Origin of the sequence: Rhodococcus sp. IEGM 1370 (assembly GCF_033142325.1) — a bacterium.
Lineage (GTDB): Bacteria > Actinomycetota > Actinomycetes > Mycobacteriales > Mycobacteriaceae > Rhodococcoides.
Genome location: NZ_JAWLRY010000001.1, coordinates 54507 through 81103 on the forward strand (window position 1 = coordinate 54507; position 26597 = coordinate 81103).

Below are 26597 nucleotides of genomic sequence, written 5' to 3' on the forward strand. Positions count from 1 at the left end.
CACCCGGTGTCAGCGCAGCGCCACCGCCGCCTGCACCATGTTCGTCAGTGACCGTTCCACCTCGGCCGGCCCGCGGGTCTTGAGCCCGCAGTCGGGATTGACCCAGAGTCGTTCGGCTGGAACCGCTTTCAGTGCCGCCTGCAGTGACTCGGTGATCTCGTCGACACTCGGCACCCGCGGTGAGTGGATGTCGTACACGCCGGGGCCGACGCCGAGGTCGAAGCCGACGGAGTTCAGATCGTCGAGTACCTCCATGTGTGAGCGGGCCGCCTCGATCGACGTCACGTCCGCGTCCAGGGCGACGATCGCGTCGATGATCTCACCGAACTCCGAGTAGCACAGATGTGTGTGAATCTGTGTGTCGTCGGCGACATCGGAGGTCGAGATCTTGAACGACCGCACTGTCCATTCCAGGTACGCCGCTGTATCTTTCGCACGCAGCGGTAGCAGTTCGCGAAGGGCAGGTTCGTCCACCTGGACGATGCGTATGCCCGCTGCCTCCAGATCGATCGTCTCGTCCCGAATCGCCAGTGCGATCTGGGCTGCGGACTCTTCCAACGGTCGGTCGTCTCGGACGAACGACCACGCCAGAATCGTCACCGGGCCGGTCAGCATGCCTTTGACCGGCTTGTCGGTGAGGGACTGGGCATACTCCGACCACTGCACGGTCATGGGCTCGGGACGCGAGACGTCGCCGTACAGAATCGGCGGCCGAACGCATCGAGTTCCGTACGACTGGACCCAGCCGTTCGACGTCGCTGCGAAGCCGCTGAGTCGTTCGGCGAAATACTGCACCATGTCGTTTCGCTCGGGCTCGCCGTGCACCAGCACGTCGAGTCCGATCTTCTCCTGCAGTGCAACGACATCGGCGATCTCGGACCGCATCCGGGATGCGTATTCGGCATCGTCGATCGCGCCCGTTCGCAGCTCTGCCCGAGCACGTCGTATCTGCGTCGTCTGCGGATACGAGCCGATGGTGGTCGTCGGCAACGACGGCAGGTCCAGCCGCTCGGCCTGTGCTCGACGACGTTCCTCGGCCGGAGTGCGGTCGACGGAGACACCCGCCTCCATGCGTGCTCGGATTGCCGAGTCGTGCAGGCGCGGGTCGGTGCGACGGGTCTGGAGCGCATTGCGGGCCTGCTCGAGCTCGGACGACACCGATTCGGTCCCGTCTCGCAGCGCTCGGGCGAGGAGTGTCACCTCGGCGACTTTCTCGGCACCGAACGCCAACCAGGATCGGAGCGGATCGACGATGTCGGTCTCTGCGTCGAGGGTGTACGGAACATGCAGCAGCGAGCACGAACTCGACACCGCAAGCGTGCCGGCACTGCCCAACAGGCTCGCCAACGTTGCCAGTGCCTTGTCGAGATCCGTCCGCCAGATGTTGCGACCGTCGACGATGCCCGCGACTATGTGCTTGCCCGCCAGCGCAGGTACCACGGCAATCTGCTCGACGGTGCCCGGCACCGTCAGATCGATCGAGAATCCCTCGACTCCGGTCGATGCGAGCACGGGCAGCGCAGCGCCGAGGTCGCCGAAGTACGACGCCAGCACTATGGCCGGCCTGGTCGATACTGCGCTCAGAAAGTCGTAGGCCTTCTTCGCGGATTCGATCTCGCTCTGGGTGCGATCGGCCACGAGCGCAGGTTCGTCGATCTGGACCCACTCCGCTCCGGCATCGGCGAGTGTCGTCAGCAGCTCCGCATACAGCGGCAGGATCTCGTCGAGGCGGTCCAGCAGAGGGGCGCTGCCGCCGACTGCCTTGGACAGGAGCAGGAACGTGATCGGTCCGATGATCACCGGTCGGGCCGAAATGCCGAGTGCCACAGCCCCCTTCAGATCGTCCACCACCTTCTCCGAGTGCAGGGAGAAGGTGGTGTCGGGGGAGATCTCCGGGACGAGATAGTGGTAGTTGGTGTCGAACCACTTGGTCATCTCGAGCGGTGCGACGGTGTCGGTGCCGCGGGCTGCCGCGAAGTACCGGTCCAGGTCGGTGCCCAGTCCCATCACTCGCGGTGGCAGCGCTCCGAGAAGCACGGCTGTGTCGAGCATGTGGTCGTAGTACGAAAAGGTGTTCACCGGAACGGAATCGACCCCGGCGGCAGCGAGTTCTCGCCAGGTGTTCTCGCGCAATGTCCGCGCGACGGCTTCGAGTCCGACGGCGTCGAGCCCTCCGGCCCAGTAGTTTTCGACGGCTTTCTTCAGTTCTCGGTTCGGTCCGATACGGGCCGAGCCGAGCACGGTGGCAGTGAATTCGATACTCACGGTTGGTCTCCAGGTGACTGCTGCATCGACGGTGCACCGCCTTCTCGGACGCGCACATCCCGGAGAGCCCCACGAGCAGCCGAACCAGGGTTACGCGCCCATTCCACGAGGCGGTGAACCGCTGCGCACGGCGTGCGCAGCACAGACGGCAGGTATTCGGACTCGCGGGCGCGTGGACGAGAAGCCCACTCCTACTGGCCGTCGCTTCCCGAAGAGGCTTCTTCAGTGCTTGTGGTGACGGCGGTCGTTCCTGCATACCGCTGCGGGACAGTCCCGGATTCTCACCGGGTTCCCTCTCACGATGCGCGGGAACTGCCGCGCATCGCTTCGACGCCGTGGTGAACTTCGGGGCTCCTCATGGACACCTGGCGAACCGACTGCAGGGACGAGCATAGATGCATCGACGGCGAATCTGCTACGGTGCTTTTCATGCAGCGCACGTATTTCTGGTTTAGCAGGCCGGCCCCGGGTGGGTCAGCCAGCGACGCCATGCGCTGACCCTCCACCCCACGAGCCGGATACAGACCGGCTCGAAGTGCGTGTGGAGCATGAGGAGCCGGCCTGGGAACAGGAACGACCCGTCATGACTCTCTCTCTCGACACCCCACCTCTCGATGATCAGCGGACCATCAGCATCAGTCCGCTGGTTGCTCCGTCGGTGCTGCGCCGCGACCATGCAGTGGACGACGCCATCTCTGCCACCGTCAGAAGCGGCCGCGCCGGCGTGGTCGACGTGCTGGACGGCCGTGACGATCGACTGATCGTCGTCGTCGGCCCGTGCTCGGTGCACGACACCGATGCTGCCCTCGACTACGCACGACGCCTCGCGGCCAAGGCGGCCGAACTGGGCGATCGCCTGCACATCGTCATGCGGGTCTACTTCGAGAAGCCGAGGACGACGCTCGGGTGGAAGGGATTGATCAACGATCCGCACCTCGACGGCAGCTTCGACATCAATGCCGGCCTGCGCGTGGGACGTCAACTGCTGCTCGACATTTCCGCGCTCGGTCTGCCGGTCGGGTGCGAGTTCCTCGACCCGATCACCCCTCAGTACATCGCAGACCTGGTCAGCTACGGCGCAATCGGTGCGCGGACTGCGGCCAGTCAGGTGCATCGCCAGCTGTGCAGTGCGTTGTCGATGCCGGTGGGGATCAAGAACTCCACCGAGGGCGACATCCAGGTCGCGGTCGACGGCACCCGTGCTGCCGCCGCGAGCCACGTCTTCCCCGGCACCGACCTCGACGGCCAGGCGGCTCTGATCCGCACCGTCGGAAACCCGGACTGTCACGTCATTCTCCGCGGCGGCGACGACGGGCCGAACTACGATGCCGAATCGGTCGCCGATACCGTTGCACGCCTGCGCAAGTCGGGTCTACCGGAGCGAGTCGTCATCGACGCCAGCCACGGCAACAGCCGCAAGGACCACAACAAGCAGGTCGACGTGGTCACCGACGTGGCAGCGCGGGTCGCGGCAGGCGAACACGGCATCGTAGGTCTGATGCTCGAGAGCTTCCTGGTCGCGGGGCGTCAGGATCTCGAGCTGGGCCACCGTGACGATCTGGTGTACGGGCAGTCGATCACCGACGCCTGCCTCGACTGGGCCACCACGGCAACGCAACTGGACACACTTGCGGCCGCGGTGGAGAAGCGCCGGGCCTCGCGCTAGCGGACCCCGCGCGGTCGGAACTGCACGCTGATGCGTGGGCCGGTCGCGCGGGTGGACTTGGGTACGGCATGTTCCCAGGTTCGTTGACACGAGCCACCCATCACCACCAGGTCGCCGTGACCGAGCGTGAACTTCAACGACGTTCCACCGCCGCGCGGTCGGAGCATGAGTTGCCGTGAGGCACCGAGGGATACGATCGCAACCATGGTGTCCTCGGTGGCGCTGCGGCCGATGTTGTCACCGTGCCAGGCGACGCTGTCGGATCCGTCGCGGTAATAGCACAGTCCGGCGGTGGCGAACGATTCTCCGAGTTCGGCGCGGTAGTGCTCGTCGAGGGCATCGCGTGCGTCGTAGAGTGCGGCGTCGGGCCACCGCTCGCGCTCGGCGTAGAACTGAACCAGGCGCGGGACATCGACCACGCGGTCGTACATCTGCCTGCGCTCGGCCCGCCAATCGACGGAGTCCACCAGTGAATCGAACAGGTGTGTATCGGACAACCAACCCGGCCGAACGTCCACCCACGCCCCGCGTGTGAGTTCGCGACGGGTGACGGACTCGAGCGACCCGACGCCACCGTCGGCGTCACCGAACAACGAGCCCTGCATGGCGAGCGACATGACCGTCACTGTATCGAACGTGTGTTCCCATTTCCAGTGCGCGTCGGTACTGCATCGAGGGCATCAGGGACCCAGTGTCTGGATCACCATGATCGATCCCGAGGGCAACGAGTTCTGCGTCAGCTGAGACGGTACGAGCCGGGGGTCTGGCCGGTCCATCGCTTGAAGGCTCGGCGGAAGGCGCTGGGCTCGGAGAACCCCAACCTGGTCGAGATGTCGTCGACGCTGTCTCCGCGGCTCAAACCGGAAATCGCTGCATCGCGCAGCACTTCTTCTCGCAGTTGGTTGATGGAGGTGCCCTCCTGCCGAAGGATTCGTCGCAGGTGTGGCGGGCTGATGTTCAACATCGCCGCGATTTCGTCGGTTCCCGGTGCGCCACCTTTGAATCCGGTTTCCAGGGCGCGGCGAACCTGGCTCGACGCAGTGCTGTCGTAATCTCGGGACGAGAACAGCAGATTGGGCGACTCCGCGAGGTACTCCGCCAAAGTCGCCTCGGTCTGCACGATCGGTGCCCGCATCACCGCGCTGTCGAATTCCAGTGTGGCGAGCTCGGTTCCGAACTCCACGTGGGTTCCGAAGATGGCGTCGTACATCTTTCCCGCCTCGGGGCCCGGTAGCGCGTAGGGCAGTTGCACCGACAGAAGCTTGACCCGGTTGCCGATGAGCCACGCCGCGAATCGGTGCAGCAGAATCAGCAGGAAGTCGGTCAGCAGTCGCTCGGCGAGTTCGTTGCCTTCCGGGCTCAGGTGGGTGGTGGGAGTGACGTGCACCGTCAGGACCGTGGATTCTTCGGTTCGATCGATCGTCATGGGGCGTACCGGTATCAGTACCCGCATGGTCTCGGACATCCGAATCAGTGCAGCCTGCAGGTTCTCGGTGTGTATGAGGGTCTGGCACACCACGCGAAAGCTCCCGCGCCGCACCGGTACTGCAGCGAGACCGAACAGTTCGTCGCCGGTCATCGTCCAGACCGCCTGGGTGAATGCGGTGACCTGCCGGGTGGTCAGACGCTCGGCAGGATTGTCGAGGATGGTGGATCCGATACCGGCCATCGACAGCGGGTAGGTCAGGTCGACCCCGCTCCTCGTCGCGAGGTCGACGGCCTGCCTGACGAAGTAGGCCGGGATCGTCGGTTGCGCAGTCACAACTTCCGTAGCCTTTCGGCCGCGTCGGCGAGAACCTCGTCCTGCTTGCAGAAAGCGAAGCGCACCAACGACTTCCATGGAGCCGGCTCGTCGACGAACGCCGTGACCGGAACCGCCGCGACGCCCACCAGATCCGGCAGGGAACGGCAGAACTCGTAGGCGTCACCGCGTCCGATCGGTGCGATGTCGGCACAGACGAAATACGTTCCCGCGCTGTACTTCACATCGGCACCTGTCGCTGCGAGAGCGGCCGAGAGCGTGTCTCGTTTGCGTTGCAGGCCGTCGCGCATCTGCGCTATCCACGCCTGTTCGTGCTCGAGCGCGTAGGCGACGGCCGGTTGGAAGGGAGTGCCGCCGACGAAGGTCATGAACTGTTTGGCCGCGCGGACGGCGTCGATCAATTCGGCAGGCCCCAGCGCCCAGCCGGTCTTCCATCCGGTGGCGTTGAAGGTTTTGGCGGCACTCGACACCGTGACGGTGCGCTCGAACATCCCGGGCAGTGTCGCGATCGGTGTGTGCACCGTGCCGTCGAAGGTGAGGTGCTCGTAGACCTCGTCGGTGAGGACCAGCAGATCGTGGGTGACCGCGATGTCGGCGATGCGGATCATGGTGTCCCGGTCGAAGACCGTGCCGGTGGGGTTGTGCGGGGAATTGACGATCAGCATGCGCGTGCGGGGCCCGATGGCGCGTTCGAGGGCGTCGGTGTCGACGGTCCATCCGTTGCCGTCGGACACCAGTGGCACGGCGGTTCGAGTAGCACCGGCGAGTGCGATGGCGGCCGCGTAGGAGTCGTAGAACGGTTCGATCAGCAGGACGTCGTCACCTGACTCGATCAGGCCGAGAAGTGTCGCCGAGATCGCCTCGGTGGCACCGACGGTGACGAGTATCTGCGAATCGGGGTCGTAGCGCAGACCGAATCGGGCCGCCCTGTCGTCGGCGATGGCCGCCCGCAGCACCGGCATGCCAGGGCCGGGGGAGTACTGGTTGAGGCCGCTCGCGATGGCCTCACGCGCGGTCTCGAGCATGGCTGGTGGGCCGTCGGTGTCGGGGAAGCCCTGCCCGAGGTTGACGGCCTTCTTCTCGACGGCGAGTGCGGTCATCTCGGCGAAGATCGTCGACGCGAACGGGCGCAACCGTGCCACTGTGCGCGAGGGGAACAACTCGGACATTCCTGCAGCGTAGTTCACAGACGGGAACCGGTCTTTCGCCCTGCGTCTGTACTGTGCCTGTCATGCGATTCGGATTGTTCGTGCCACAGGGGTGGCGTCTCGATCTCGTCGGCATCGACCCTGCCCAGCACTGGAGTGCGATGCGCGATCACGCGCTCGCTGCCGAGGCCGGTCCGTGGGAATCCCTGTGGGTCTACGACCACTTCCACACCGTTCCCACCGCGACCGACGAGGCGACGCACGAGGCCTGGTCGCTGATGTCCGCTCTGGCCGCGACCACCTCTCGAATCCGGCTCGGCCAGATGTGCACCGCGATGTCGTACCGCAACCCGGCATACCTCGCCAAAGTTGCTGCCACAGTCGACATCATCTCCGGAGGTCGCGTCGAGATGGGCATCGGAGGCGGCTGGCACGAGCACGAGTTCCGCGCCTACGGCTATGGGTTCCCCTCTGCCGGAGAGCGATTGGGCAGGCTCGACGAGGGTGTGCAGATCTTCAGACAAGCATGGACGGCCGGAGAAGTATTCCTGGACGGTAAGTACTACGAGATCGACGGTGCCGTGGTGCGGCCCCTGCCGTTGCAGGAGGGAGGCATCCCGCTGTGGATCGCGGGCGGCGGGGAGAAGGTGACTCTGAAGATCGCCGCGAAGTACGCGAACTACACCAACTTCGACGGAACCCCCACTGGTTTCGCCGCCAAATCCGCTCTGCTGCGCGAGCATTGCGCAGCGGTGGGTACCGACTTCGATGCCATCGTCCGCTCGGCGAACTACAACGTCGTCGTCGCGGAGACCGAGGCCGAGGTGGAAGACAAGCTGCGCGCCCTCGAGGCTCGTCTGACCGAGTACGTGGGTGCGGACAAGGCCCACAGCGCACTCGACGCGTACCGCGGCATGCCCGCAGTGGGAACCCCTGAGCAGATCGTGGAGAACCTGACGGCGCTGCAGGAACAAGGGATGACGTACGGCATCTTCTACTTCCCCGAAGCGGCCTACGAACGCTCCGGTATCGAACTCTTCGAGCGGGAAGTGATCGCTGCACTGGCCTAGTGGGTCGCTGCAGGCTCTAGCGCAGGTCGTCGGGAAGATCCGTCGGGTCGATGAGCAACTGCTGGTTCTTGGCCGTGCGGACCTTCTCCGACAGGCCGATGTTGGCGTGCAGCAACGCCCACTCGCCCTCGGTGATCTCCCGGGCGGCGCGTGCGATGACCGCCGGATCGGTGGTTCCCCAGGCGATGGGCATCACCGAGGCCAACTGCCACGCTCGACCTCCGGTGTTTCGGCCACGGTCCGCGAGAACCGACACGGCAGGAACTTGTGCGCCCCGCTCGACGGCGTGTCCGGGCAGGGCCCGGACGACGCGGGTGATCAGCACGTAGTGCGGCTCGTCCACCTCCGGTTTCGCGATGTCGACCAGGGCCAGCAGTATCGCTCCACCCGGTAACTTCTCGGCCACCACCGCCGGCACCAGATCGCCTGCTGCATATTGCGATTCGATGGAACCCATCTTTCGGGGTGCCCACAGCATCACCCAGACCGAGGTGGCCGCGCCGATCAGGAACACCGCGCCGAGGATGTACGACCACGGGGCGGCGATCCAGATGAACCACGCTCCCAGTGCGATGAGGAACACGGCGGTGAGCGCTGCGGAGGCCCGCAACCGGCGAAGCTCGGTGAACGTCTCGTTGACCGACTTCGCGTGGGCTACGTCTACAGGGAACTCGAACTTGCGCACACAGGTATTCCTAGCACGGCACCGAGCCGACCCGAAGTCTCAGATCGCCGGACCGAGCAGATCGTCCGCGTCGGTGATGCGGTACGCGTAGCCCTGTTCGGCGAGGAAGCGCTGACGGTGGGCTGCGTACTCGGCGTCGAGGGTGTCGCGGGAGACCACCGAGTAGAAGTGGGCCTGACCACCGTCGTGCTTCGGCCGGAGCAGTCGGCCCAGGCGCTGAGCCTCTTCCTGCCTGGAGCCGAACGTTCCCGAAACCTGGACTGCCACAGAGGCTTCCGGAAGGTCGATCGAGAAGTTCGCCACCTTGCTCACCACGAGCGTCTGGATCTCGCCCTTGCGGAACGCGTCGAACAGCACTTCACGTTCCTTGTTCTTGGTCGAGCCCTGAATGACCGGCGCGTTCAGCGCTTCACCGAGCTCGTTCAACTGGTCGAGGTAGGCACCGATGACCAGCGTCGGAGCATCCTGGTGTTTGGCGAGGATCGATTTCACGACGGCGATCTTCGTGTGCGCCGTCGAGCACAGCTTGTAGCGCTCCTCGGGCTCGGCCACGGCGTACGACATGCGCTCGGCATCGGTGAGGGTGACGCGAACCTCGATGCACTCGGCCGGCGCGATCCAGCCCTGTGCCTCGATGTCCTTCCACGGTGCGTCGTAGCGCTTGGGCCCGATCAGCGAGAAGACGTCGCCCTCGCGGCCGTCCTCGCGGACGAGCGTCGCGGTGAGGCCGAGGCGTCGACGCGACTGCAGATCGGCTGTCATGCGGAACACCGGCGCGGGGAGCAGATGCACCTCGTCGTAGATCACCAATCCCCAGTCGCGGGAATCGAAGAGCTCGAGGTGCTTGTACTCACCCTTGGTACGACGCGTGATCACCTGGTACGTGGCGATTGTCACAGGGCGAATCTCTTTGCGCTCGCCCGAATACTCGCCGATCTCCTCCTCGGTGAGCGAGGTGCGTGCAATGAGTTCGCGCTTCCACTGGCGACCGGCGACGGTGTTGGTGACCAGAATCAGCGTGGTGGCCTTGGCTCTGGCCATAGCGGCCGCGCCTACCATCGTCTTGCCTGCGCCACAGGGCAGTACGACGACTCCCGAGCCGCCGGCCCAGAACGAATCGGCCGCCATCTCCTGGTAGTCGCGCAGTGTCCAGTTGCCGCCCTCGGTGTCGAGCTCGATGGGGTGAGCTTCGCCGTCGACGTAGCCGGCGAGGTCCTCGGCAGGCCAGCCGATCTTGAGCAACATCTGCTTCACGTGGCCGCGCTCGCTCGGATGCACGATCACCGTGTCCTCGTCGACCATCGCGCCCAGCATGGGCGCAATCTTCTTGTGGCGCATCACCTCTGTGAGCACCGCGCGGTCCAGGCTGATCAGCACCAGGCCGTGCACCGGGCTCTTGACCAACTGCAACCGGCCGTAGCGCGCCATCGTGTCGACGATGTCGACCAGCAACGGCTGCGGCACCGCGTAACGCGAGAAATTCACCAGCGCGTCGACCACCTGTTCGGCGTCGTGGCCCGCGGCACGGGCGTTCCACAGTGCCAGCGGGGTGATGCGATAGGTGTGCACGTGCTCGGGGGCACGTTCGAGCTCCGCGAACGGTGCGATGGCCGCCCGCGCTGCACCCGCGAGTTCGTGATCGACCTCGAGCAACAGCGTTTTGTCGGACTGGACGATCAGCGGGCCGTCGGTCACGGTTCCTCCTAGAGACATCTGCTGCGCCCGAAAGAGCGCAACTTCTCCATTGTCCACAGGTAGGGGCGTGCGTGCACGTGAGCCCGGTCTACTCGACCAATGCGACCGAGGTGATCCGATGCAGGGTGAAGCGCCGAACCCCACCGGTGGCGGGGTCGAACGCGTCGAGTTGGCCACCGCCGATGCTGATCGGATCGACGATGCGATGGGTTGCCACGCCCTGGGCGTCGACGTAGCCGATGCTCACGCTCCGTTTGACCTTCGCCGCGGTCTGCAGCAGCGTCATCGTCGCGGTGCTGCTGGCCCGAGACCCGTCGGCGCGCACCACGGCGCCGCCGTTGCCTGCCGCTCTGTCGGCAGCGCGCATCCCGCGTACCAACGAACCCAGCTGTTCCTCGGTGGGGACGGCCGGAGTGCGGAACGCCTGGCGTGGCCGCCGCGCCGACACCCTCGACCCGCGGGCACGCAGATCGACGATGGTGCCGGACGAGTCCTCGCCCGCAGGCGCGAATCCTGCTCCGCTCAGCACCGTCAGTACTTCGGCGAGCGGGGCCTGTGAGATCGCGACGGTCGGAGCCAGCGCTCGCAGGGCCAGCGATTCGGCTGCCGGGGACGCCATCACCTCGGCCAGCAGTGCCGGGTCCTCGCACCTGACGAACGACGCCGCGACGCCTGCGCGTAGGCGGCCGTGCCGTCGAGCCACGTCGTCGATCAGGTAGGTCAGGGCCTGCGGAACCGGCGTTCTCGAGTGGGTGGCGAACAACGTGTGCAGCTCGGAGGCGGTCAGTCCCACATCGAGAGCGCGGCGCAGGCTGGTGTCGCTGATCCGGTACATCGTGGCCGCGCCCGCGGATTCCACGTCGGCGACCAGTTCGATTCGATCCTGCAGTTCCGGCTCGAGCGGGCCGGGTGCCACCAACGTGAGGTCGGCTTGCACCAGGACGTAGTCGATGGGCTCGGGCAGGGCAGCGCGCATGTCTGCCTCGGCATTGCCGTCGTGCAGCAGGGAGCGGCCCGGGGTCGAGATCGCCCCGCGGGCGACGATGCCGAGAGCGGTGGCTTCGGCGAGAACATGTCCGACGGGTGTGACGCCGAAGCGTCCGGACCACCGGGGTCGACGCCAGGCCAGGGTGCGGGCGAGGTCGGCGGGCTGCGCTGCGTGTCCGCTGCCGAGTTCTGCGAGCAACTCCAGGATCATGCGTCGATCCCGCGGTGCGGCCGGAGAGCGGACTTCCTCGGACAGGGCGGCGATGGGTTTGTCGTTGGGGTCACGCATTCCGATGACCCAGGGTGCCCGCGGCACTTCGAGCCAGGCCGAGGCCAGGGTGTGCCAGCGCGCTGCCGGGGCGGCGGTGAGCCAGGCCTCGACCGCCGGTGTCGGGGCCCAGTAGTCGTCGCCGTTGTCGGACGCAGGAACCGGGTCCGGTGTTCCGCTCGAGATGAGGTGAGCGGCGGCCAGCAACTCGACGAGAACGCTCACTCGATCGTCGTCGAGGCCGGTGGCCTTGGTGATCTTGCGGAGCTCGCGTACTCCCAGTCCGCCGGCCTTCAGAGCGGGTGCAGGCGAAGCGGACAGTGCCTCGATCACCGCGACGCAGTGCCGACCCAGCTCCAGCGCCTCTCCTGCGGCAGCGGCGTCGACGTCGGCGAGCGAATACGTGTTGGTATCGAGTTTGGGTTCGGCGAGCGAGCGCGGGTCCGACATCGGTTCGCCGCGCAGGATCTGGCCCACTTGGACGGGCAGCTCGACGGTTTGTTCGTCCAACCAGATCAGCAGACCGGCGGCGAGCAGCTTCTGGACGGGTCGGTCCGGCGGCGTGCCCGGTGCGGCGTCGCGGGTGCGGCCGGTGGGGGACGATCTGGCGAGGGTGTCGAGAAGGCCGCGTTCGCCGTCGCCGAGTTCTGCCAGCGCCGCGGTGATGTGGGCCTCGGTGAGGTTGTCCACCGGGTCGAGTGCGCGACCGATGCGCCACGGCACCGCGTCCGCCGCTGCGGCGCTGATGCGGAAGCCTGCTGCGTCGCCCCACACCAGCAGGCGTTCGCGCAGCTGGGACAGTGCCTTGTCCACGCTCTTGGCCGGTGCGCGTTTGGCGACCACGGCCAGCAGCGCGGCGCGGGTGACGGGTCGCTCGTATGCCTCTTCGATGGCGAGGATCTCGAGGACCGTCAGAGCGAGGGTGTCGAGGGTGTCCGCGGTGTGCAGGATCGATCGGCGCTGCTCGGCCCGTCCGGCCAGTACGGCAAGGGATGCGGGCGGCGGCGCGGTCAGATCCGGACGCAGCGACATGGCCCTGATCAGCTCGGCGTCGCTGCGAGCTGCGATCCATCGAGGCAGATCCGGGGGCGTATCGGTGTGTCGGTGCGCAGTCGTGTCGGTCATCGTCTATCAGATTAGAGACCTGGGCTGGTGCTTGCCGCAGGGCAGGTGTCAAAATAGGCGCATGGTGAACAAGTCGAAGAAGCCCTATGTCGATCCAGGCTGGCCGGAAACCGCTCGCGGTGACCACGCGGTGACCGAACTCTCGTCCGCTCGCTCGGGTGGCTTGTCGCCCTTCGGCGAGGACACCGAGTTCCCGCTGCCCGTCGAAGACCTTCCCTACGCCCATCCGGTGACCGTGGTCAATCGCTAGCCGCGGCCCTCGAGCACGAAGAAGCCCCCGACAATCCGTCGGGGGCTTCTTTCGTACGAGCTGAACCGTCTCCGGGCGCTTACTGGGGCAGGAATGCCTTGTTGGCCTGGTAGAAGTTCACGATCTGAGGATCGAGCTGGATGCCCTGAGCCGCGTTCTGCACGAACGAGGCGATCTGCGGATCGTTGGTGAGGTTCTGGACGGCGGTGACGATGCCCTCGACGACCTCGGCCGAGTTGTCGACTGCCGGGATGGACGTCAGGTCGGGCAACGCGGGAACTTCCGGTGCCTTGGGGGTGACCGGAACACTGCGCTCGGTGGGCGCGCTGTTCAGGCCGAGGCTCGAGGAGCAGGACGGCCATGCGCCCCAGCCCTGCGAGTCGAGGACCTTCTCTGCGACTGCGATCTGCTCTTCACGGCTGGCCTGGTTGGCCGTGGCCGCGTACTGCTGGCCGCCGTGCGCGTTCCAGGTGCTGGGGGAGAACTGCAACCCACCCTGGTAGCCGTTGCCGGTGTTGATGCCCCAGTTGCCGCCGGCTTCACACTGTGCCAGGCGGTCCCAGTCGGAATCCGGTGCCGCGTTCGCGGTGCCGGTGAAGGCGATGCTCGCGGTGCCCATGATGGCTCCGGTGACTGCGACCTTTGCGACGGTCTTGCCAGTGGTGCTCGGCTTGCGATGACGTCCGCTCATACGAGTTGAAATCCTCTCCACACGCGCCTGCGAGGTCAGCTGTCGGGTTCGGGCTGAGAGGTAGCCCGGCCGTCTCACACACTCCTGCGAGTGGGCAATTGGGCTTCACCCCAAGGGAAGTCGGTGCGGCTTCGTGAGTCGCTACAACTTCCCGGTTGTCCGTGGAGGACGTGGGTCCCCCGTCCTCGTCCCCTGGGTGATCGTCAAGGGTGTTCCGGTTCCCGCGGGACGAGGTTTGGCGCTGCGGGCCGGAATTCGGCCGAACTTTCCGGCCGCTGCTGACCGTACTGAAATTCCCGCCTTACGTCACTATTTGGTAACTGTCGATTTCGGGGCGTCGCCGAGAGCACATTTTGTACCTCTTTCGGGTCGCTCGAGTCGGCCCAGCTAGTGGACGTGCCGGGCATTGAACCCCTGTCCGTTGCCTGTCCGTTACCGGAGCGTGATGTGATGGAAGTCACATCGACGGGAACCGGTTCCGGAGGTCACCGAACGGCAACGATGTCCTTGCCGAGGGGCATCAGGGATACGGGGATCATCTTCAGGTTCGCGATCGCCAACGGGATGCCGATGATGGTGATCGCCATCGCGACGGCGGTGACCACGTGGGTCAGGGCCAGCCACCAACCGGCCAGAATCAGCCACAGCACGTTTCCGACGAGCGCACCGGATCCGGACCCCGGCTTGTCGACGATCGTCGATCCGAACGGCCACAGCGCGTAGACGCCGATGCGGAACGACGCGATGCCGAACGGAATGGTCACGATCAGGATGCACAGCAGCAGCCCGGCGAGGAAGTAGCCCAGTGCCAACCACAGGCCGCCGAAGACCAGCCAGATGACGTTCAGTATCAACCGCATGGTCAACGCGCCCGTCGTCCGGATGCCAGCGCGTACCCCAGCGCCAGCACGAAGCCGGTCGGCGCGGAGAACATGGCCGTCAGGTAGAGCCCGAGTGGGGGCTTCGCGTCGGAGAAGATCGGAAACATCAGGATCGCGACGATGGCGACGAGGCCGATCGCGAACAAAGCCAGCGCGATGCGCAGCAGAGCGGTGCTGCTCTTACGGGTCGTTGTGTCCACATCGACCACGGTAGTGCGAATCGCGACGCTGTGAAGAGCGCAGTGCGGTGAACAACTCGAATGCTCTATCCGGGCTCACCGCGCTAGACTGGTGTATTCGCGTCCTACGTCCTCGTGGGGCGCGAAACTTGTGCGGGCCGAACATCGGTCCCACGGACAACGCAACTGTCACAGCAACAGATGAACGGGTGAGCTCAGTGCCGACCGGCAAGGTGAAGTGGTACGACGTCGACAAGGGATTCGGATTCCTCTCGCAGGAGGAAGGCGAGGACGTTTACGTGCGTTCCTCGGCGCTGCCCGAGGGCGTCGAGGGCCTCAAAGCCGGTCAGCGAGTCGAGTTCGGGATGGCTGCAGGCCGTCGCGGACCGCAGGCCCTGAGCCTGAAGGTGCTCGAGCCGGCGCCGTCGGTGCGTCAGAACTCCGGCAGCACCCGCCGCGAACCCGTCGAGCGCAAGCACACTCCCGACGAGCTGCACGGCATGGTCGAGGACATGATCACGCTGCTCGAAGCGACGGTGCAGCCCGAGCTCCGCAAGGGCAAGTACCCGGACCGCAAGATCGCGCAGCGCATCTCCGAGGTGGTCCGGGCCGTCGCCCGCGAGCTCGACAGCTGATCTCGGGAACGACCTACGGCAGCGTGCCGATCGACCAGATGGCGTGGCTGACGAAGCCCTCCTGATTGGTGTCGGTGTCGATGATGCCGGTGGGCAGACGCACTTCGATCCCGAGCAGGGTTCGGCCGCTGTCGTCCGTGGTGGGCACCGTGACGCTGAGCCTGGTTCCCGGTTCGTTGAACGCGCTGTCCTCCACGACGTTTCCGCTGTCGTCGCCGTAGACCAGGGCGAGCACCCACGGTGCCGAGTAGACGGCCTCGGGAAGCGAGAGCTGCACCGTCGGGGCCATGCCGACCTGGATCTCGGTGGTTTCTCCGACGTTGGTGCACAGCGGGTCGCTGACGGCGCAGTACAGGTACGGCTCCACGTCGACGGCTCGGCCGTTGGCGTAGGCGGAGACGGTCGGTTCCTTGTCCGGCGCGTTCCCGATCAGCAGCGCGAGTACCGCGACGAACGCAACGGCGACGACGAGCAGACCTGCGGCGATCAGGGCCGCGATCTTCTTGGTGCGGGGAGCGAGATTCACTTGGTCACGTTTTCGCCGAAGGAACCGTCGGACACTTCTTGTTCGACGTGGTCGGGGCGGTTGCCGCCGAAGCCGGGCAGAAGTGATCTGCCGCGGTAGGTGAGGAATGTCTGCACGAGCCCGATCGTAAGCAACACCGAGACCACGGTGAAACCGAGCCAGTACTCGGTGGGGAGCAGCACGCCGAGCGTGCCGCCGAGGACCCAGCACAGTTGCATGACGGTTTCCGATCGGCCGAATCCCGACGCGATCGATTCCGGCGGCAGATCGGCCTGCAGGGACGCGTCGAGGGAGACCTTGGCGAGTGCACTGGCGCTCGACGCGACGAGCGCTGCCACCGCTGCGGTGAGCAGGCTGTCGGTGACCGCGGCGACGACGGCCACGACCGTGACTGCGAGGGTGCAGCGAAGAACCACAAGGGACGGCCGGCCGAGCTTGATCCTGGCTCCGAGCGCGTTGCCGGAGAAGTTGCCGAGACCGGCGGCGGCTCCGACGAGTCCGAGCATCGCGGCCTGCTGAAGCGGCTCGTGTTCGGTACGGGATTTGGCGACGAACGCGATGTAGAGCGTCAGGAAGCCGGTGAGAATTCGGATGGTGCCGTTGCCCCAGAGCCCGACGATGACCGCCCGGCCCAAGGGCTGTCTGCGGTTCTTGGTGGTGCTCGACGCCGGGGGCGACGGGGGCGTGCGGCGGAGGTTCTCTGTGGGAGCCCCGCTTCCGGCGTAATCGCGATCACCGTGCTGATCGGCGTGGTAACTCAAGGTTGCGGGCACTTCACCCTCGGTGATCTCCACCCAGGACGGAATCCTCATGCTGAGATATGCGCCGAGCACGGTGATCGCGGCAACGAACCACAGAGCGCCGGGGGAGTCGGCGACGAACGCGATACCGCCTGCGATGGCCCCGGCCGCGATGGTGCCGCCGAGCAGACCGAACACCGTCAGACGTGAGTTGACGCGGACCAGGTCGATCTCCGGCGGCAGTACCCGCGGCGTCACCGCGCTCTTGAGCACCGCAAAAGACTTGCTCAGAACGAGCATGCCGAGCGCGGCCGGATACAACACCCAGCTGTCGAAGTTGAACACCAGCACCACCGCCAACACGGTGCGCAACCCGAAGGACGTGGCGAGCGCGATGCGTCGGCCCTGCTGCAATCGGTCCAGCAGCGGACCGATGAGCGGCGCGATCAACGCGAACGGCGCGATGGTGATGACGAGATACAGCGCGACCTTGGTCTTGTCCTCACCGGTGGCGGCGGAGAAGAAGAGCGTGTTGGCCAACGCGATCGCCAGCGCGGCATCCGATGCGAAGTTCGCCATGGTCGCGTACGTGAGTGCTGTCAGGCCGGACTTGTCGGCACCGTCGGCCTTCGCGGCTCGCTGAAACGATGCTATTCCCTTGCCGGTCAGCTCGCGTCCACGCATGGCGGCGACGCGGGTGACGGTCAGCTTCTTGGGCATCGGCGGCGGCTTGCGTGCGCCTGCCTTGCCGCGTGCCGCGGTGATCTGCTCGGTACGCGGCGGGTGCAACGGGGGCAACGGCTCGCGGCGGCTCGGAACATGGGCGGTCACAGGAGTTGCGGCCGGGTAGTTGGCCAGACCGGGGTGCTCGAGAGGGTCAGGAGCGGAGCCTGCGGAGTGACCGTTCGGCTCAGGAGTGGGGCCTGCGGAGTGACCGGGTCGGTCAGGAGCATCGTTCTGCTCGGGGTCGTGAGCGGAGCCCGCGGAGTGATCCTGGTGTGGGTCGTCCGCACCCGGTGGGGTGTGGGGGAGACGTGGATCGGTCACGGTGTCAATTCTGTCCTACCGGCGCGGTATCGGTGAATTGCACCTCGAAGATCGTGGGCCAGTATTTGCCGGTCACGAGAAACCGGTCGGTGCCGGGGATCTGTGCGATGCCGTTGAACACGTCGGCACCCCCTCGTTGGGAGGCCGACATCGAATCCCACAGTGGGGTGCCGTCGATGACGGCCGTCACCGCGCCGGTCTCGGGGTCGATGCGCATGATGTCGAACGTCTGCCACACGTTGGCGTACACCGATCCGTCGTCGGCGCATTCGAGTTCGTTGAGGCGCTCCACCGGATTGCCGTCGAGTGTGACGTTCACGGTGCCCTCGGCCTCGAACGACGTGGGGTCGCGGAAGGTGAGGGTCGACGAGCCGTCGCTCATGACGAGGCGGTTGTCCGGCGTCTGCGTACACAGCCCCCAGCCTTCGCCCTCGTAGTTCACTCGGCGTCGTTCTGTCAGAGTGTCCCGGTCTCGGGCGATCGCGACACCGTCCTGCCAGGTGATCTGCCACAGCGTGTCGCCGTCGACGGTGATGCCTTCGCCGAACAGGTCGGACGGCAGATCCACGCGATCGAGTTCGGTCATGGTCTCGAGCGACGTCCGCCTGACGAACGAGGAACCTTCCAATCCGGTGCCCTCGTAGAGCACGTCGCCGTCGATCTCGAAGCCCTGAGTGAAGGCGTCGTTGCCACGGTCGTATTCGCGCAGGATCTCGGTGGTCAGTGTCGGAACCGAGTCGGACGTCACCGGGGTCGGCTGCGTCGTCGACGAACAGGCGGACACGGCCAGCAGCGAGGCCACGAGGGCAGCGTAGGTGCGAGCACGGACGGTCATTGCACCCATGATGGCAGCCCGAACTGGGCGTCACCGAGTCGATGCGGCAAACTGAATGTGTGAGTTTCGTATCTTCTCCAGAGCTCGATTCCATCCGCCCCGTCTTGGCCGATGCCGTGGACCTCGCGCGGCAGGCTCTGCTCGACCTGGGAGAGGGCGGTATCGGCGAGTACCTCGGGGTCACCGCCGAAGACGCCAGTGCGGCCACGCACCGGTTCGCCAGCGATCTCGAGGGGTACCGCGGATGGCAGTGGGCCGTGGTGGTCGCCGCCCCGGCGGACGCGGATCACGCCACGGTCAGTGAGCTGGTTCTGCTCCCGGGCCCCGACGCTCTCGTGGCACCGACCTGGGTGCCCTGGGACGAGCGCATCCGTCCCGGCGACCTGGGACCCGGCGATCTGCTGTCTCCGCGCCAGGACGATCCCCGGCTGGTTCCCGGGTACGTCGAATCCGGTGACCCCGCCATCGACGAGGTGGCGGGCGAGATCGGCCTCGGCCGAAGCAAGGTCATCAGCCTCGAAGGACGCCTCGACGCCGCCCAGCGTTGGCACGACGGCGACTTCGGCCCCGATACCGAGATGGCCAAGGCTGCGCCGTCGACCTGCGGGCTGTGTGGCTTCTACCTCCCCATCGCCGGGTCCATGTCCGCCGCATTCGGGGTGTGCGGCAACGAATTCGCGGCCGACGGACACGTGGTGCACGCCGAGTACGGCTGCGGAGCGCATTCGGACACCGAACTTCCCACCGGAGCCGGATCGCCGCAATTCGAGCCGTACGACGACGCGGCACTCGACGTCATCGCCTCGCCGGTCGCCCCGGTCGAGCCTGCTGCTGTTGCCGAGACGACCGACGGCGTCGAGAAGGCCGACACGGACAAGGCTGCCCCGGAAGTGTCGTTGACTCCACAGGAGGCTGCATCCGAAGAGTCGGCTGACGAGGTCGTTGCGGTCGATGAGGCCGAACCCGTCGCCGACGATGCGTCGAGTACCACCGATCTGGCTGCGCAGGAAGAAGCTTCGGCATCTCCGAGCTGATCGATCCGTTCGACACCGAGTCGCTGCGGGAGTCGATTCTCGCGGCGTGGGGCTCTTCTCCCACTCGGCTTCGGGAGGATTCGGCGTCCGAGTCCGATCTGGTGCGCGGGGGTTATCGCGATCGTCTGTTGACCGAGCTCGCGCAGAACGCGGCGGACGCCGCGCAGCGCGCCGGCGTCCCGGGTCGGCTGGCCGTATGGACCGATGAGTTCGGTGCTCTGCATGTCGCCAATACCGGTGCAGCGCTCGATGTCTCGGGTGTCCATGCCCTCACGGCGCTGCGGGCCTCGGCCAAGGGCTCGACGGACCCGGGCGTCGGACAGTTCGGGGTCGGGTTCACCGCAGTGCGTTCGGTGTCCGACGAGATCGAGCTGCGCTCCCGTGGCGGCGGCGTGGCGTTCAGCGCGCGGCGCACATTCGAGGCGCTGCGCGAGCGAGGCATGCTCACACCCGACACCGGCGTGCCGGTGCTGCGGCTCGCATGGCCTGTCGCAGATTCGCCGGCCGACGGCTTCGACACCGAGATCGTGTTGACGTTGCGAGCCGATGTGGCGGCGGATTCGTTCGCGTCAGGATTAGCAGACGAGGCCGTCGACCTGCTGCTCGAACTGGAGGCGTTGGACTCCATCGAGATCGACGGCGTCGTGATCGACTGCAGCAGAATCGAATTGGACGACCATTCGTCCGAGATCACGATCGGTCCGCGAACCTGGCGGCAGTTCGCCACCCCGGCCGCCCGCTGGCTCGCTCCGGTTGTCGACGGTCTGCCCGTTCCCGCTCCGCCCGATGTGTTGCGCGCTCCGACTCGTTCGGACGAGCTACTGTCGTTGCCCGCGTTGGTCATTGCCGATGTACCGATGCAACCCGATCGGCGACGCGTGCTGCCGGGTGTCTCGTTCGACGCGGTAGCGCACGGGTACGTGGACTTCGTGGCCTCGCTGCCTGCCGCATCCAGGGTGTCGTTCGTGCCCGAGGTCGGATTCGCCCGCAGTGAGGTCGACGGCGCACTACGTGAACTCGTCTTCCGTCGATTGTCCTGCGCACCATGGCTTCCCGGTGTGGACGGACGCGATCTGGTGCCCGAGCGGGCGAACGTCGTCGCGGACGCCACCGAGGAACTCACCGAGGTGCTGACAGGTGTCGTACCCGATCTGGTCGACGCATCACTGTCGGGTGCACGACATGCGTCGGCGCTCGCGGCAGTGGGTGTGCACCGGATCGGGTTGGCGAGGCTGGCGGAGATGGTCGGTGGGCTCGATCGCGAGCCGAGTTGGTGGCGGCGACTGTTCGACGCGTTGACCCCACTCGTGGTCGACGGTGTGGCTGCGGAAGAGCTTGCGGCGCTGCCTGTTCCGCTCGCGGACGGTCGCACGGTGACCGGCCCGCGGACGACGGTGATCGGCTCCGACGCCTCGGCTGCGGTCACCTGGGTCAGGTTGGTGCATCCGGAAGCGGTGAGTCCGCTGCTGTCGCGTCTGGGTGCCCGCGAGGCGACTGCGACCGAGCTGCTCACCGACCCGGCGCTCGAGGCTGCGCTGGACGATCTCGACTGGGACGAGAGCGAGGAGGTCGACGGTCTGGTCTCCGCTGTGCTCGCGCTGGCGGGAGAGGCGGGCGAACTACCCGGTTGGCTCGGCGGTCTGCCCCTCGAAGACGACGAGGGTGAATTGCGCAGCGCCGACGAATTGTTGCTTCCCGGAGCGCCGTTGGCGGATCTGCTGATACAGGATTCGCCGTTCGGTGTGCTCGCGCCTGCGGTGGTGGCCAGGTTCGGTGAGCGGGCGCTGCGAGCAGTGGGCGTCGGGTGGGGGTTCTCGGTGGTGCGTGACGAGCTACCGACCGGGCCGGATCACGATCTCGACGACGAGTCCGCATGGTGGTCGGGGCTGTCCGAGGAGCCGGAATCACTCCTCGCGGTTCGCGATCTCGACCTCGTTCGATCGGACGGCTGGTCCGAGGCGCTGACCGTACTGTTGGACGACCCGAGCACCCGTGCGGCACTGGCCGATCGGGACGGTTACACCGCGTGGTGGATCGGACGCCATGCGCGAGTGCATGGTTCGCGTCCGGTCAACTTTCGGGCACCGTCGGACGAGACGTTCGCCGGGTTGCTCGATCCGCTGAATCATCCGCGTGCCGACGAACTGCAGGCGGTGCTCAGTGCGTCGATCTGCGAGAGCGCCGATACTGCTCGCGTGCTGCTGGCAGCGCTGTCGGATCCACAGCGGAGTCCGACCCCTGCGGTGATCGCGCGAACCCACACGCTCATCGCCACCGCTGTGGTGGAGCGGCGCTTCGAGGTCTCGGACATCGATCCCCCGGATCGTGTGCGCACGCTCGGCGGCGCAGTCGTGGACGCGTCGGATGCGCTGGTGATCGACGCCCCGTGGCTGGTGAGCGTGGTACCACCGGAGGTCGCCGTGCTCTCGGACATGGCTACCGCTGCGGCACTGGCCGACGTTCTCGACATCAGGTCGGCGTCGGAGGCGATCAGCGGAGAAGTGCTGGGAGTGGGACGGGTCAGCTCTTGGGATCGTGAACCCGGAGCCGTGTTGGCCTGTGCGGTCATGGGATTGCCGCTGCCGTCCGGCGGGGTGGTGGTGCATCGCGAACTCGTGGTGCGGCTGTCCGGTGACGTGAGCGGCGAGCGGACACTCCCGTGGTGGGTGACCGCCGACGGAACGGTGCACTGCACGGAGAGTTGGGAGCGACCTCGTGGGGTTTGACGGTGTGATCCTGGACTGGATGGTCGAGCATCGGGTCGGGTGGGTCACGACGATGTTCTGGATCATCACCACGCTCGGCAACACGGTGTCGATGTTTCTGCTGTCCGCGGTGGGCGTCGTTGCGTTGCTTCGCGTCGGACGCAGATCGGATGCCGTCGTGATCGCAGGCGCGATGCTGACCGGATGGGGTCTGATGAATGCGCTGAAGTTCGCGTTCGCGCGGGAGCGTCCACCGCTTCCGGAGCGGCTGGTGGACATTGCGAGCCATTCGTTTCCGTCGGGCCACGCGATGATGTCGATGGTGCTTGCCACGGTGGCGATCGCGCTGATGCTGCGATCGTCCACGCCGTGGCTGCATCGGCCGGTACTGCTCGTGTTACCCGTGGTCGCGTCCCTGCTGATCGGATTCTCTCGGATCTACCTGGGTGCGCACTGGACCACGGACGTGCTGGCCGGCTGGGTGTTCGGTGCCCTGTGGGGGCTGGGTTGGATCTATGCCGTCAGGCTGATCAGCGCGAGAAATCCGAGCGCTGTGCGATGACGAGCAGCTCGTCGCGCATGGCCGGGCTGGAGACAGCGTTGGCGCGTGCGTAGAGGGCGCGGAGCGAGCGGACGTGGTTGCGGCGAGTGCGGTACTGAGAGACGAGCTTCATGGCCTGGCTTTCGTGGATCAAGAGGTTGTTTTATCTGACATAACCCATGGTCCACGTTAACTTTGTGTTACTCAACCGGTTCAGGGGTTAGTTTGCCCACGTCAGAGGCCTGTGGTGACCGGGCTAACGTGATTCTGATCTCAATCGAGGCCGCGTTGGGCGGTTTTGCTCCCGCGACGTGACGCCGCTCTCTGCATCAGGAAGATTCCGAACCCTACGGCACCGACAGCGATGCCGGACCAACACGTGGCAAGTGCGTCGCCGCCCCCACCTCCGGTGGCGGTGAACACCACCAGCGCGAGGATCCAGCCGAGGATGCCGATCGCCAACACAGGCACCGGATCGGTGAGGCTGCGCGGAATCTGGGGGAGGTCGGCCACGAAACTCAAGTTACGCCACTGCTGCGTGTCTCGGCTGCGCCGTTGCGGTTACCCAAGTGCTTCGGTGTGCTTTATCGTTCGCTCATGCAATTGTCGTCGCGGCTACTCGACAACTACTTCAAGATCACCGAACGAGGCTCGACGGTTGGATCCGAGGTCCGAGGAGGCGTGGTCACCTTCGTGGCCATGGCCTACATCGTCGTCCTCAATCCGCTGATTCTGGGCAGCTTCTCCGCCGACGACGCGGCCGCCAAGACCGACGTACTCGGCAACATCCTGCCGGTCGCCCAGGTCGCCGCCGTGACAGCGCTGGTGGCCGGATTCATGAGTATCGCCTTCGGCATCGTCGCCAACTATCCGTTCGGCATCGCGGCGGGACTGGGCATCAACACCCTGCTCGCCGTGACGATCGCACCCCAGGTGACGTGGCCCGAGGCGATGGGGCTCGTCGTGATCGACGGCATCATCATCGTGCTGCTGGCGGTGACCGGATTCCGCACCGCGGTGTTCAACGCGATCCCGGCCGAGCTCAAGGCTGCGATCGCCGCCGGCATCGGCGCGTTCATCGCCTTCATCGGACTGGTCGACTCCGGGTTCGTTCGCCGCATCCCCGACGCCGCGGGCACGACGGTTCCCGTCGGGCTCGGCATCGACGGGTCCATCGCGTCGTGGCCGACGGTGATCTTCGTGTTCGGGTTGTTGCTGATGGGTGTGCTGGTGGTGCGCAAGGTGCGCGGCGGTCTGCTGATCGGCATCGTGGTGACGACGGTGCTGGCGGCGATCGTCGAGGCCGTCACCGACGTGGGTCCGTCGAACGGCGTCGACCCCAAGGGCTGGAACCTGTCGGTTCCGCAGCTGCCCACCGAGTTGATTCAGTCTCCCGATCTGTCGTTGGTGGGCAACGTCGATCTGTTCGGAGCGTTCACGCGCATCGGCGTGCTCGCCGCCAGCCTGCTGGTGTTCACGCTCGTGCTCGCGAACTTCTTCGACGCGATGGGCACGATGACCGGTCTGGGCAAGGAAGCGAAACTGGACAAGGACGGGAAACTGCCGAACATCGGCAAGGCCCTGGTCGTCGAAGGGGCCGGAGCCATCGTGGGTGGTGGTGCGTCGGCGTCGTCGAACACCGTGTTCGTCGAATCGGCTTCCGGAATCGCCGAGGGTGCGCGTACCGGACTGGCCAACGTCGTCACCGGATTGCTCTTTCTGTTGGCCATGTTCTTCACCCCTCTCACGGCCGTCGTTCCGATCGAAGCGGCCGCTCCGGCGCTGGTCGTGGTGGGTGCGCTGATGATCGGGCAGGTTCTCGACATCGACTTCCGGCGCTTCGATTACGCGTTGCCTGCCTTCCTGACCATCGTGGTGATGCCCTTCACCTACTCCATCGCCAACGGGATCGGCGTCGGTTTCATCACCTGGGTGATACTCGCGGTCGGCTCCGGTCGGGCGAAGTCGGTCCATCCCCTGTTGTGGATCGTGGCGTTGCTGTTCGTCGCATATTTTGCCGTCGGACCCATCACCGAGGCGGTTACATGATGCGGGGTCGGTTCCAGGGCGTATTCTCTGCGCTGTGACGTCGGGAAATGTAGTGAAGGACAATCGGGAATTGGCAAGCGACCTGTCGCTTGCGGTGGTGAGGCTGACTCGCCACCTTCGGGGTAGGCGAGTGGACTCGCAAGTCTCGCTCACTCAGCTGTCGGCTCTGGCCACGCTGAGTCGGGAGGGCGACATGACGCCGGGTGCATTGGCCGCGCGAGAGAAGGTACAGCCGCCGTCGATGACGCGGGTGATCGCATCGTTGGCCGAACTCGGCCTGGTGGCGCGCACCCCGCATCCCACCGACGGGCGGCAGGTGATCGTCTCGCTGTCACCGGCCGGTCGAGAGCTGATCGCCGACGAGGCCAGCGCCCGCGAAGCGTGGATGACCGCGCAGTTGGCAGGCCTCGGACCCGAGCAGCTCGACACGCTCCGTGACGCGGTGACGATCATCGGGGCCCTCGTGAGCGACTCCGAGTAGTTACCTAGGTTTATTATCTGAACGGTGGCCCCTGTTTCCCGTACCTCCGGCTCGACGATGTTCGCCGCCCTGAAGACTCACAACTACCGATTGTGGGCGTCGGGGCAGATCGTCTCGCTGGTCGGCACGTGGATGCAGCGGGTTGCCCAGGACTGGCTCGTTCTGACGCTGTCCGGCGGCAACGGCTTCGCCGTCGGTATCGTCATGGCCCTGCAGTTCGGGCCGACACTGTTCCTCTCGGTCTGGGGTGGGGTTCTGGCAGACCGATACGACAAGCGCAAGCTGCTCATGATCACCCAGGTCTTCGCTGCGGTCTGTGGTCTGGTGCTCGGTGTGCTCGACGTCGGAGGGATGGTCGAGCTGTGGCACGTGTACGTCATCGCGTTCATCCTCGGCTGCTCGTCCGCGATCGACGCTCCGGTGCGGCAGTCGTTCACCATCGAGATGGTCGGCAAAGAGACCCTCGCCAATGCGATCGCGTTGAACTCGATGACCTTCAACATGGCGCGCATCGTCGGGCCTGCCGTGTCCGGAGTGCTCATCACCCTCGTCGGCACCGGCTGGGTGTTCCTCATCAATGCCGTGTCGTTCGCGGCGGTGTTCGGTGCCCTCGTGGCGATGAACGTCGGTCAGCTCTTCCGCGTCGAACCGACCCCACGCGCCAAAGGGCAGGTGCGCGAGGGGTTTCGGTACGTCTGGGGGCGCGGTGATCTACGAGTACTGCTGGCCACGGTCTTCATGGTCTCGACGTTCGGCCTCAACTTTCCGCTGAGCCTGTCGGTGTTGGCGCGCAACACGTTCGGTAGCGGAGCGGACGCCTACGGACTGCTCTCGACAACGCTGGCGGTCGGTACCTTGGCCGGAGCGACTCTGGCTGCCCGGCGGGCGAGCGCGCCGCGACTGCGGCTCTTCATCGGTGCCGTCATCGCATTCGGTGCCTTCGAGTTGATCGTCGGGTTGATGCCCAACTACCTGCTCGTCGCGCTTCTGCTGATACCCACCGGTGCCCTGACCTTGACGTTCACGACGTCGGCGATGAACATTCTGCAGATGTCGGTGCCATCCGACATGCGCGGACGCGTGATGGGCATCTACATGCTGTGCTTCCTCGGCGGCACTCCGCTGGGCAGTCCGGTTCTCGGTTGGCTCGCCGACGCCTTGGATCCGCGGGCACCGTTGCTGTTCGGCGGGGCCATCTCTCTGGCGACCGGCCTCTTCGCGGCCGTGTATCTACTGCGGCACAACAATTTGCGGATCACCGTGGTGCCACCCGCAGACGGTCATCGGCTCCCCACCCTCGATACTGTCGCCGTGAGCACGAAGGTATGAGGG

At 66.0% G+C, this 26597-nt stretch carries 25 protein-coding genes, 1 pseudogene and 2 riboswitches; of the genes and pseudogenes, 11 read left to right on the plus strand and 15 right to left on the minus strand.

Annotated features, from left to right (window positions below; all coding sequences use genetic code 11):
- Positions 1-9: 9 nt before the first annotated feature.
- Positions 10-2265, minus strand: a complete 2256-nt coding sequence (metE, locus tag R4P47_RS00285) for a 5-methyltetrahydropteroyltriglutamate--homocysteine S-methyltransferase (protein WP_317783863.1) — start codon at positions 2263-2265, stop codon at positions 10-12.
- A 129-nt stretch (positions 2266-2394) separates the two neighbouring features.
- Positions 2395-2597: riboswitch (cobalamin riboswitch) on the minus strand.
- A 251-nt stretch (positions 2598-2848) separates the two neighbouring features.
- Between metE and R4P47_RS00290 the strand changes: the two genes are divergently transcribed.
- Positions 2849-3931, plus strand: a complete 1083-nt coding sequence (locus R4P47_RS00290; protein WP_149405023.1) for a 3-deoxy-7-phosphoheptulonate synthase — start codon at positions 2849-2851, stop codon at positions 3929-3931.
- Here R4P47_RS00290 and R4P47_RS00295 read toward each other — a convergent pair.
- Entirely contained in the window at positions 3928-4548 is a 621-nt protein-coding gene (locus R4P47_RS00295) for an alpha-ketoglutarate-dependent dioxygenase AlkB (protein WP_317783864.1), read from the minus strand. The two genes, R4P47_RS00290 and R4P47_RS00295, sit on opposite strands and share 4 nt — an antisense overlap.
- A gap of 40 nt (positions 4549-4588) precedes the next feature.
- Here R4P47_RS00295 and R4P47_RS00300 point away from each other — a divergent pair.
- Positions 4589-4675, plus strand: a pseudogene (locus tag R4P47_RS00300) (VOC family protein); the annotation flags it as partial.
- Here the strand turns inward: R4P47_RS00300 and R4P47_RS00305 are convergent.
- Both R4P47_RS00305 and R4P47_RS00310 read right to left on the minus strand, forming a co-directional pair.
- Positions 4668-5693: an AraC family transcriptional regulator gene (locus R4P47_RS00305; protein WP_094639371.1), complete on the minus strand. Its 1026-nt coding sequence runs from the start codon at positions 5691-5693 to the stop codon at positions 4668-4670. The pseudogene R4P47_RS00300 and the gene R4P47_RS00305 sit on opposite strands and share 8 nt — an antisense overlap.
- Positions 5690-6862 carry a pyridoxal phosphate-dependent aminotransferase gene (locus tag R4P47_RS00310; protein ID WP_269594811.1) on the minus strand — a complete coding sequence of 391 codons (1173 nt, stop codon included), beginning with the start codon at positions 6860-6862 and terminating at the stop codon, positions 5690-5692. Before R4P47_RS00310 ends, R4P47_RS00305 begins: the two co-directional genes overlap by 4 nt.
- 62 nt (positions 6863-6924) lie before the next feature.
- Between R4P47_RS00310 and R4P47_RS00315 the strand changes: the two genes are divergently transcribed.
- Positions 6925-7911 (plus strand): LLM class F420-dependent oxidoreductase, encoded by a 987-nt coding sequence (locus R4P47_RS00315; RefSeq protein WP_269594812.1) that lies wholly within the window; start codon positions 6925-6927, stop codon positions 7909-7911.
- 16 nt (positions 7912-7927) lie between these two features.
- Here the strand turns inward: R4P47_RS00315 and R4P47_RS00320 are convergent, their stop codons facing one another.
- From R4P47_RS00320 to R4P47_RS00330, 3 genes are all read right to left on the minus strand, one after another.
- A complete protein-coding gene (locus tag R4P47_RS00320; protein ID WP_269594813.1) occupies positions 7928-8596 on the minus strand; it encodes a DUF3239 domain-containing protein in 669 nt (222 codons plus the stop codon).
- A 39-nt stretch (positions 8597-8635) separates the two neighbouring features.
- Positions 8636-10291: a DNA repair helicase XPB gene (locus R4P47_RS00325; RefSeq protein ID WP_094639782.1), complete on the minus strand. Its 1656-nt coding sequence runs from the start codon at positions 10289-10291 to the stop codon at positions 8636-8638.
- 88 nt (positions 10292-10379) lie between these two features.
- Positions 10380-12671, minus strand: a complete 2292-nt coding sequence (locus R4P47_RS00330) for a helicase-associated domain-containing protein (RefSeq protein WP_269594814.1) — start codon at positions 12669-12671, stop codon at positions 10380-10382.
- Between the two features lie 61 nt (positions 12672-12732).
- On the opposite strand from R4P47_RS00330, the gene R4P47_RS00335 reads away from it, so the two are divergent.
- Positions 12733-12921 carry a hypothetical protein gene (locus R4P47_RS00335; RefSeq protein WP_008719333.1) on the plus strand — a complete coding sequence of 63 codons (189 nt, stop codon included), beginning with the start codon at positions 12733-12735 and terminating at the stop codon, positions 12919-12921.
- Positions 12922-13000: 79 nt separating this feature from the next.
- On the opposite strand, the gene R4P47_RS00340 is transcribed toward R4P47_RS00335, so the two are convergent.
- The 3 genes from R4P47_RS00340 to R4P47_RS00350 all read right to left on the minus strand — a co-directional run bounded on the left by R4P47_RS00340 (position 13001) and on the right by R4P47_RS00350 (position 14693).
- On the minus strand, positions 13001-13612 hold the full coding sequence (locus R4P47_RS00340) for a resuscitation-promoting factor Rpf1 domain-containing protein (RefSeq protein WP_149405030.1): 612 nt from the start codon (positions 13610-13612) through the stop codon (positions 13001-13003).
- 8 nt (positions 13613-13620) lie between these two features.
- A riboswitch (cyclic di-AMP (ydaO/yuaA leader) is annotated at positions 13621-13825 on the minus strand.
- A gap of 272 nt (positions 13826-14097) precedes the next feature.
- Positions 14098-14472, minus strand: a complete 375-nt coding sequence (locus R4P47_RS00345) for a YccF domain-containing protein (protein ID WP_037187421.1) — start codon at positions 14470-14472, stop codon at positions 14098-14100.
- A 2-nt stretch (positions 14473-14474) separates the two neighbouring features.
- Complete coding sequence (locus tag R4P47_RS00350) at positions 14475-14693, minus strand: hypothetical protein (protein WP_082898830.1); 219 nt, start codon at positions 14691-14693, stop codon at positions 14475-14477.
- Between the two features lie 197 nt (positions 14694-14890).
- Here R4P47_RS00350 and R4P47_RS00355 point away from each other — a divergent pair, with 197 nt between their 5' ends.
- Complete coding sequence (locus R4P47_RS00355) at positions 14891-15307, plus strand: cold-shock protein (protein ID WP_269594863.1); 417 nt, start codon at positions 14891-14893, stop codon at positions 15305-15307.
- 13 nt (positions 15308-15320) lie between these two features.
- Here R4P47_RS00355 and R4P47_RS00360 read toward each other — a convergent pair whose 3' ends face one another.
- Genes R4P47_RS00360 through R4P47_RS00370 form a run of 3 tightly spaced genes read right to left on the minus strand, consistent with a single transcriptional unit; the run spans position 15321 to position 18455 of the window.
- Positions 15321-15833 (minus strand): DUF2771 domain-containing protein, encoded by a 513-nt coding sequence (locus R4P47_RS00360; RefSeq protein ID WP_317783865.1) that lies wholly within the window; start codon positions 15831-15833, stop codon positions 15321-15323.
- Entirely contained in the window at positions 15830-17620 is a 1791-nt protein-coding gene (locus R4P47_RS00365) for an MFS transporter (RefSeq protein ID WP_269594816.1), read from the minus strand. Before R4P47_RS00365 ends, R4P47_RS00360 begins: the two co-directional genes overlap by 4 nt.
- Positions 17621-17624: 4 nt before the next feature.
- Positions 17625-18455, minus strand: coding sequence for a glutaminyl-peptide cyclotransferase (locus R4P47_RS00370; protein WP_411567276.1), 831 nt, complete (start codon positions 18453-18455; stop codon positions 17625-17627).
- 41 nt (positions 18456-18496) lie between these two features.
- Between R4P47_RS00370 and R4P47_RS00375 the strand changes: the two genes are divergently transcribed.
- From R4P47_RS00375 to R4P47_RS00385, 3 genes are read left to right on the plus strand one after another with little or no spacing between them, the layout of a single operon-like run.
- Complete coding sequence (locus tag R4P47_RS00375) at positions 18497-19489, plus strand: DUF3027 domain-containing protein (protein ID WP_269594818.1); 993 nt, start codon at positions 18497-18499, stop codon at positions 19487-19489.
- Complete coding sequence (locus R4P47_RS00380; protein ID WP_269594864.1) at positions 19486-22215, plus strand: sacsin N-terminal ATP-binding-like domain-containing protein; 2730 nt, start codon at positions 19486-19488, stop codon at positions 22213-22215. The genes R4P47_RS00375 and R4P47_RS00380 overlap by 4 nt, the downstream gene beginning before the upstream one ends.
- The gene (locus R4P47_RS00385; RefSeq protein WP_269594819.1) at positions 22205-22756 is read left to right on the plus strand and encodes a phosphatase PAP2 family protein; all 552 of its coding nucleotides are present in this window, start codon (positions 22205-22207) and stop codon (positions 22754-22756) included. The genes R4P47_RS00380 and R4P47_RS00385 overlap by 11 nt, the downstream gene beginning before the upstream one ends.
- Here the strand turns inward: R4P47_RS00385 and R4P47_RS00390 are convergent.
- A complete protein-coding gene (locus R4P47_RS00390) occupies positions 22725-22889 on the minus strand; it encodes a hypothetical protein (RefSeq protein ID WP_231893860.1) in 165 nt (54 codons plus the stop codon). The genes R4P47_RS00385 and R4P47_RS00390 overlap by 32 nt on opposite strands.
- A 119-nt stretch (positions 22890-23008) precedes the next feature.
- Entirely contained in the window at positions 23009-23248 is a 240-nt protein-coding gene (locus tag R4P47_RS00395) for a DUF2530 domain-containing protein (RefSeq protein ID WP_317783866.1), read from the minus strand.
- An 84-nt stretch (positions 23249-23332) separates the two neighbouring features.
- Here R4P47_RS00395 and R4P47_RS00400 point away from each other — a divergent pair, with 84 nt between their 5' ends.
- From R4P47_RS00400 to R4P47_RS00410, 3 genes are read left to right on the plus strand one after another with little or no spacing between them, the layout of a single operon-like run.
- A complete protein-coding gene (locus tag R4P47_RS00400) occupies positions 23333-24784 on the plus strand; it encodes an NCS2 family permease (RefSeq protein ID WP_269594821.1) in 1452 nt (483 codons plus the stop codon).
- A 52-nt stretch (positions 24785-24836) separates the two neighbouring features.
- Positions 24837-25265 carry a MarR family winged helix-turn-helix transcriptional regulator gene (locus R4P47_RS00405; protein WP_037188786.1) on the plus strand — a complete coding sequence of 143 codons (429 nt, stop codon included), beginning with the start codon at positions 24837-24839 and terminating at the stop codon, positions 25263-25265.
- A gap of 57 nt (positions 25266-25322) precedes the next feature.
- Positions 25323-26594 (plus strand): MFS transporter, encoded by a 1272-nt coding sequence (locus R4P47_RS00410; RefSeq protein WP_149405587.1) that lies wholly within the window; start codon positions 25323-25325, stop codon positions 26592-26594.
- Positions 26595-26597: the final 3 nt, after the last annotated feature.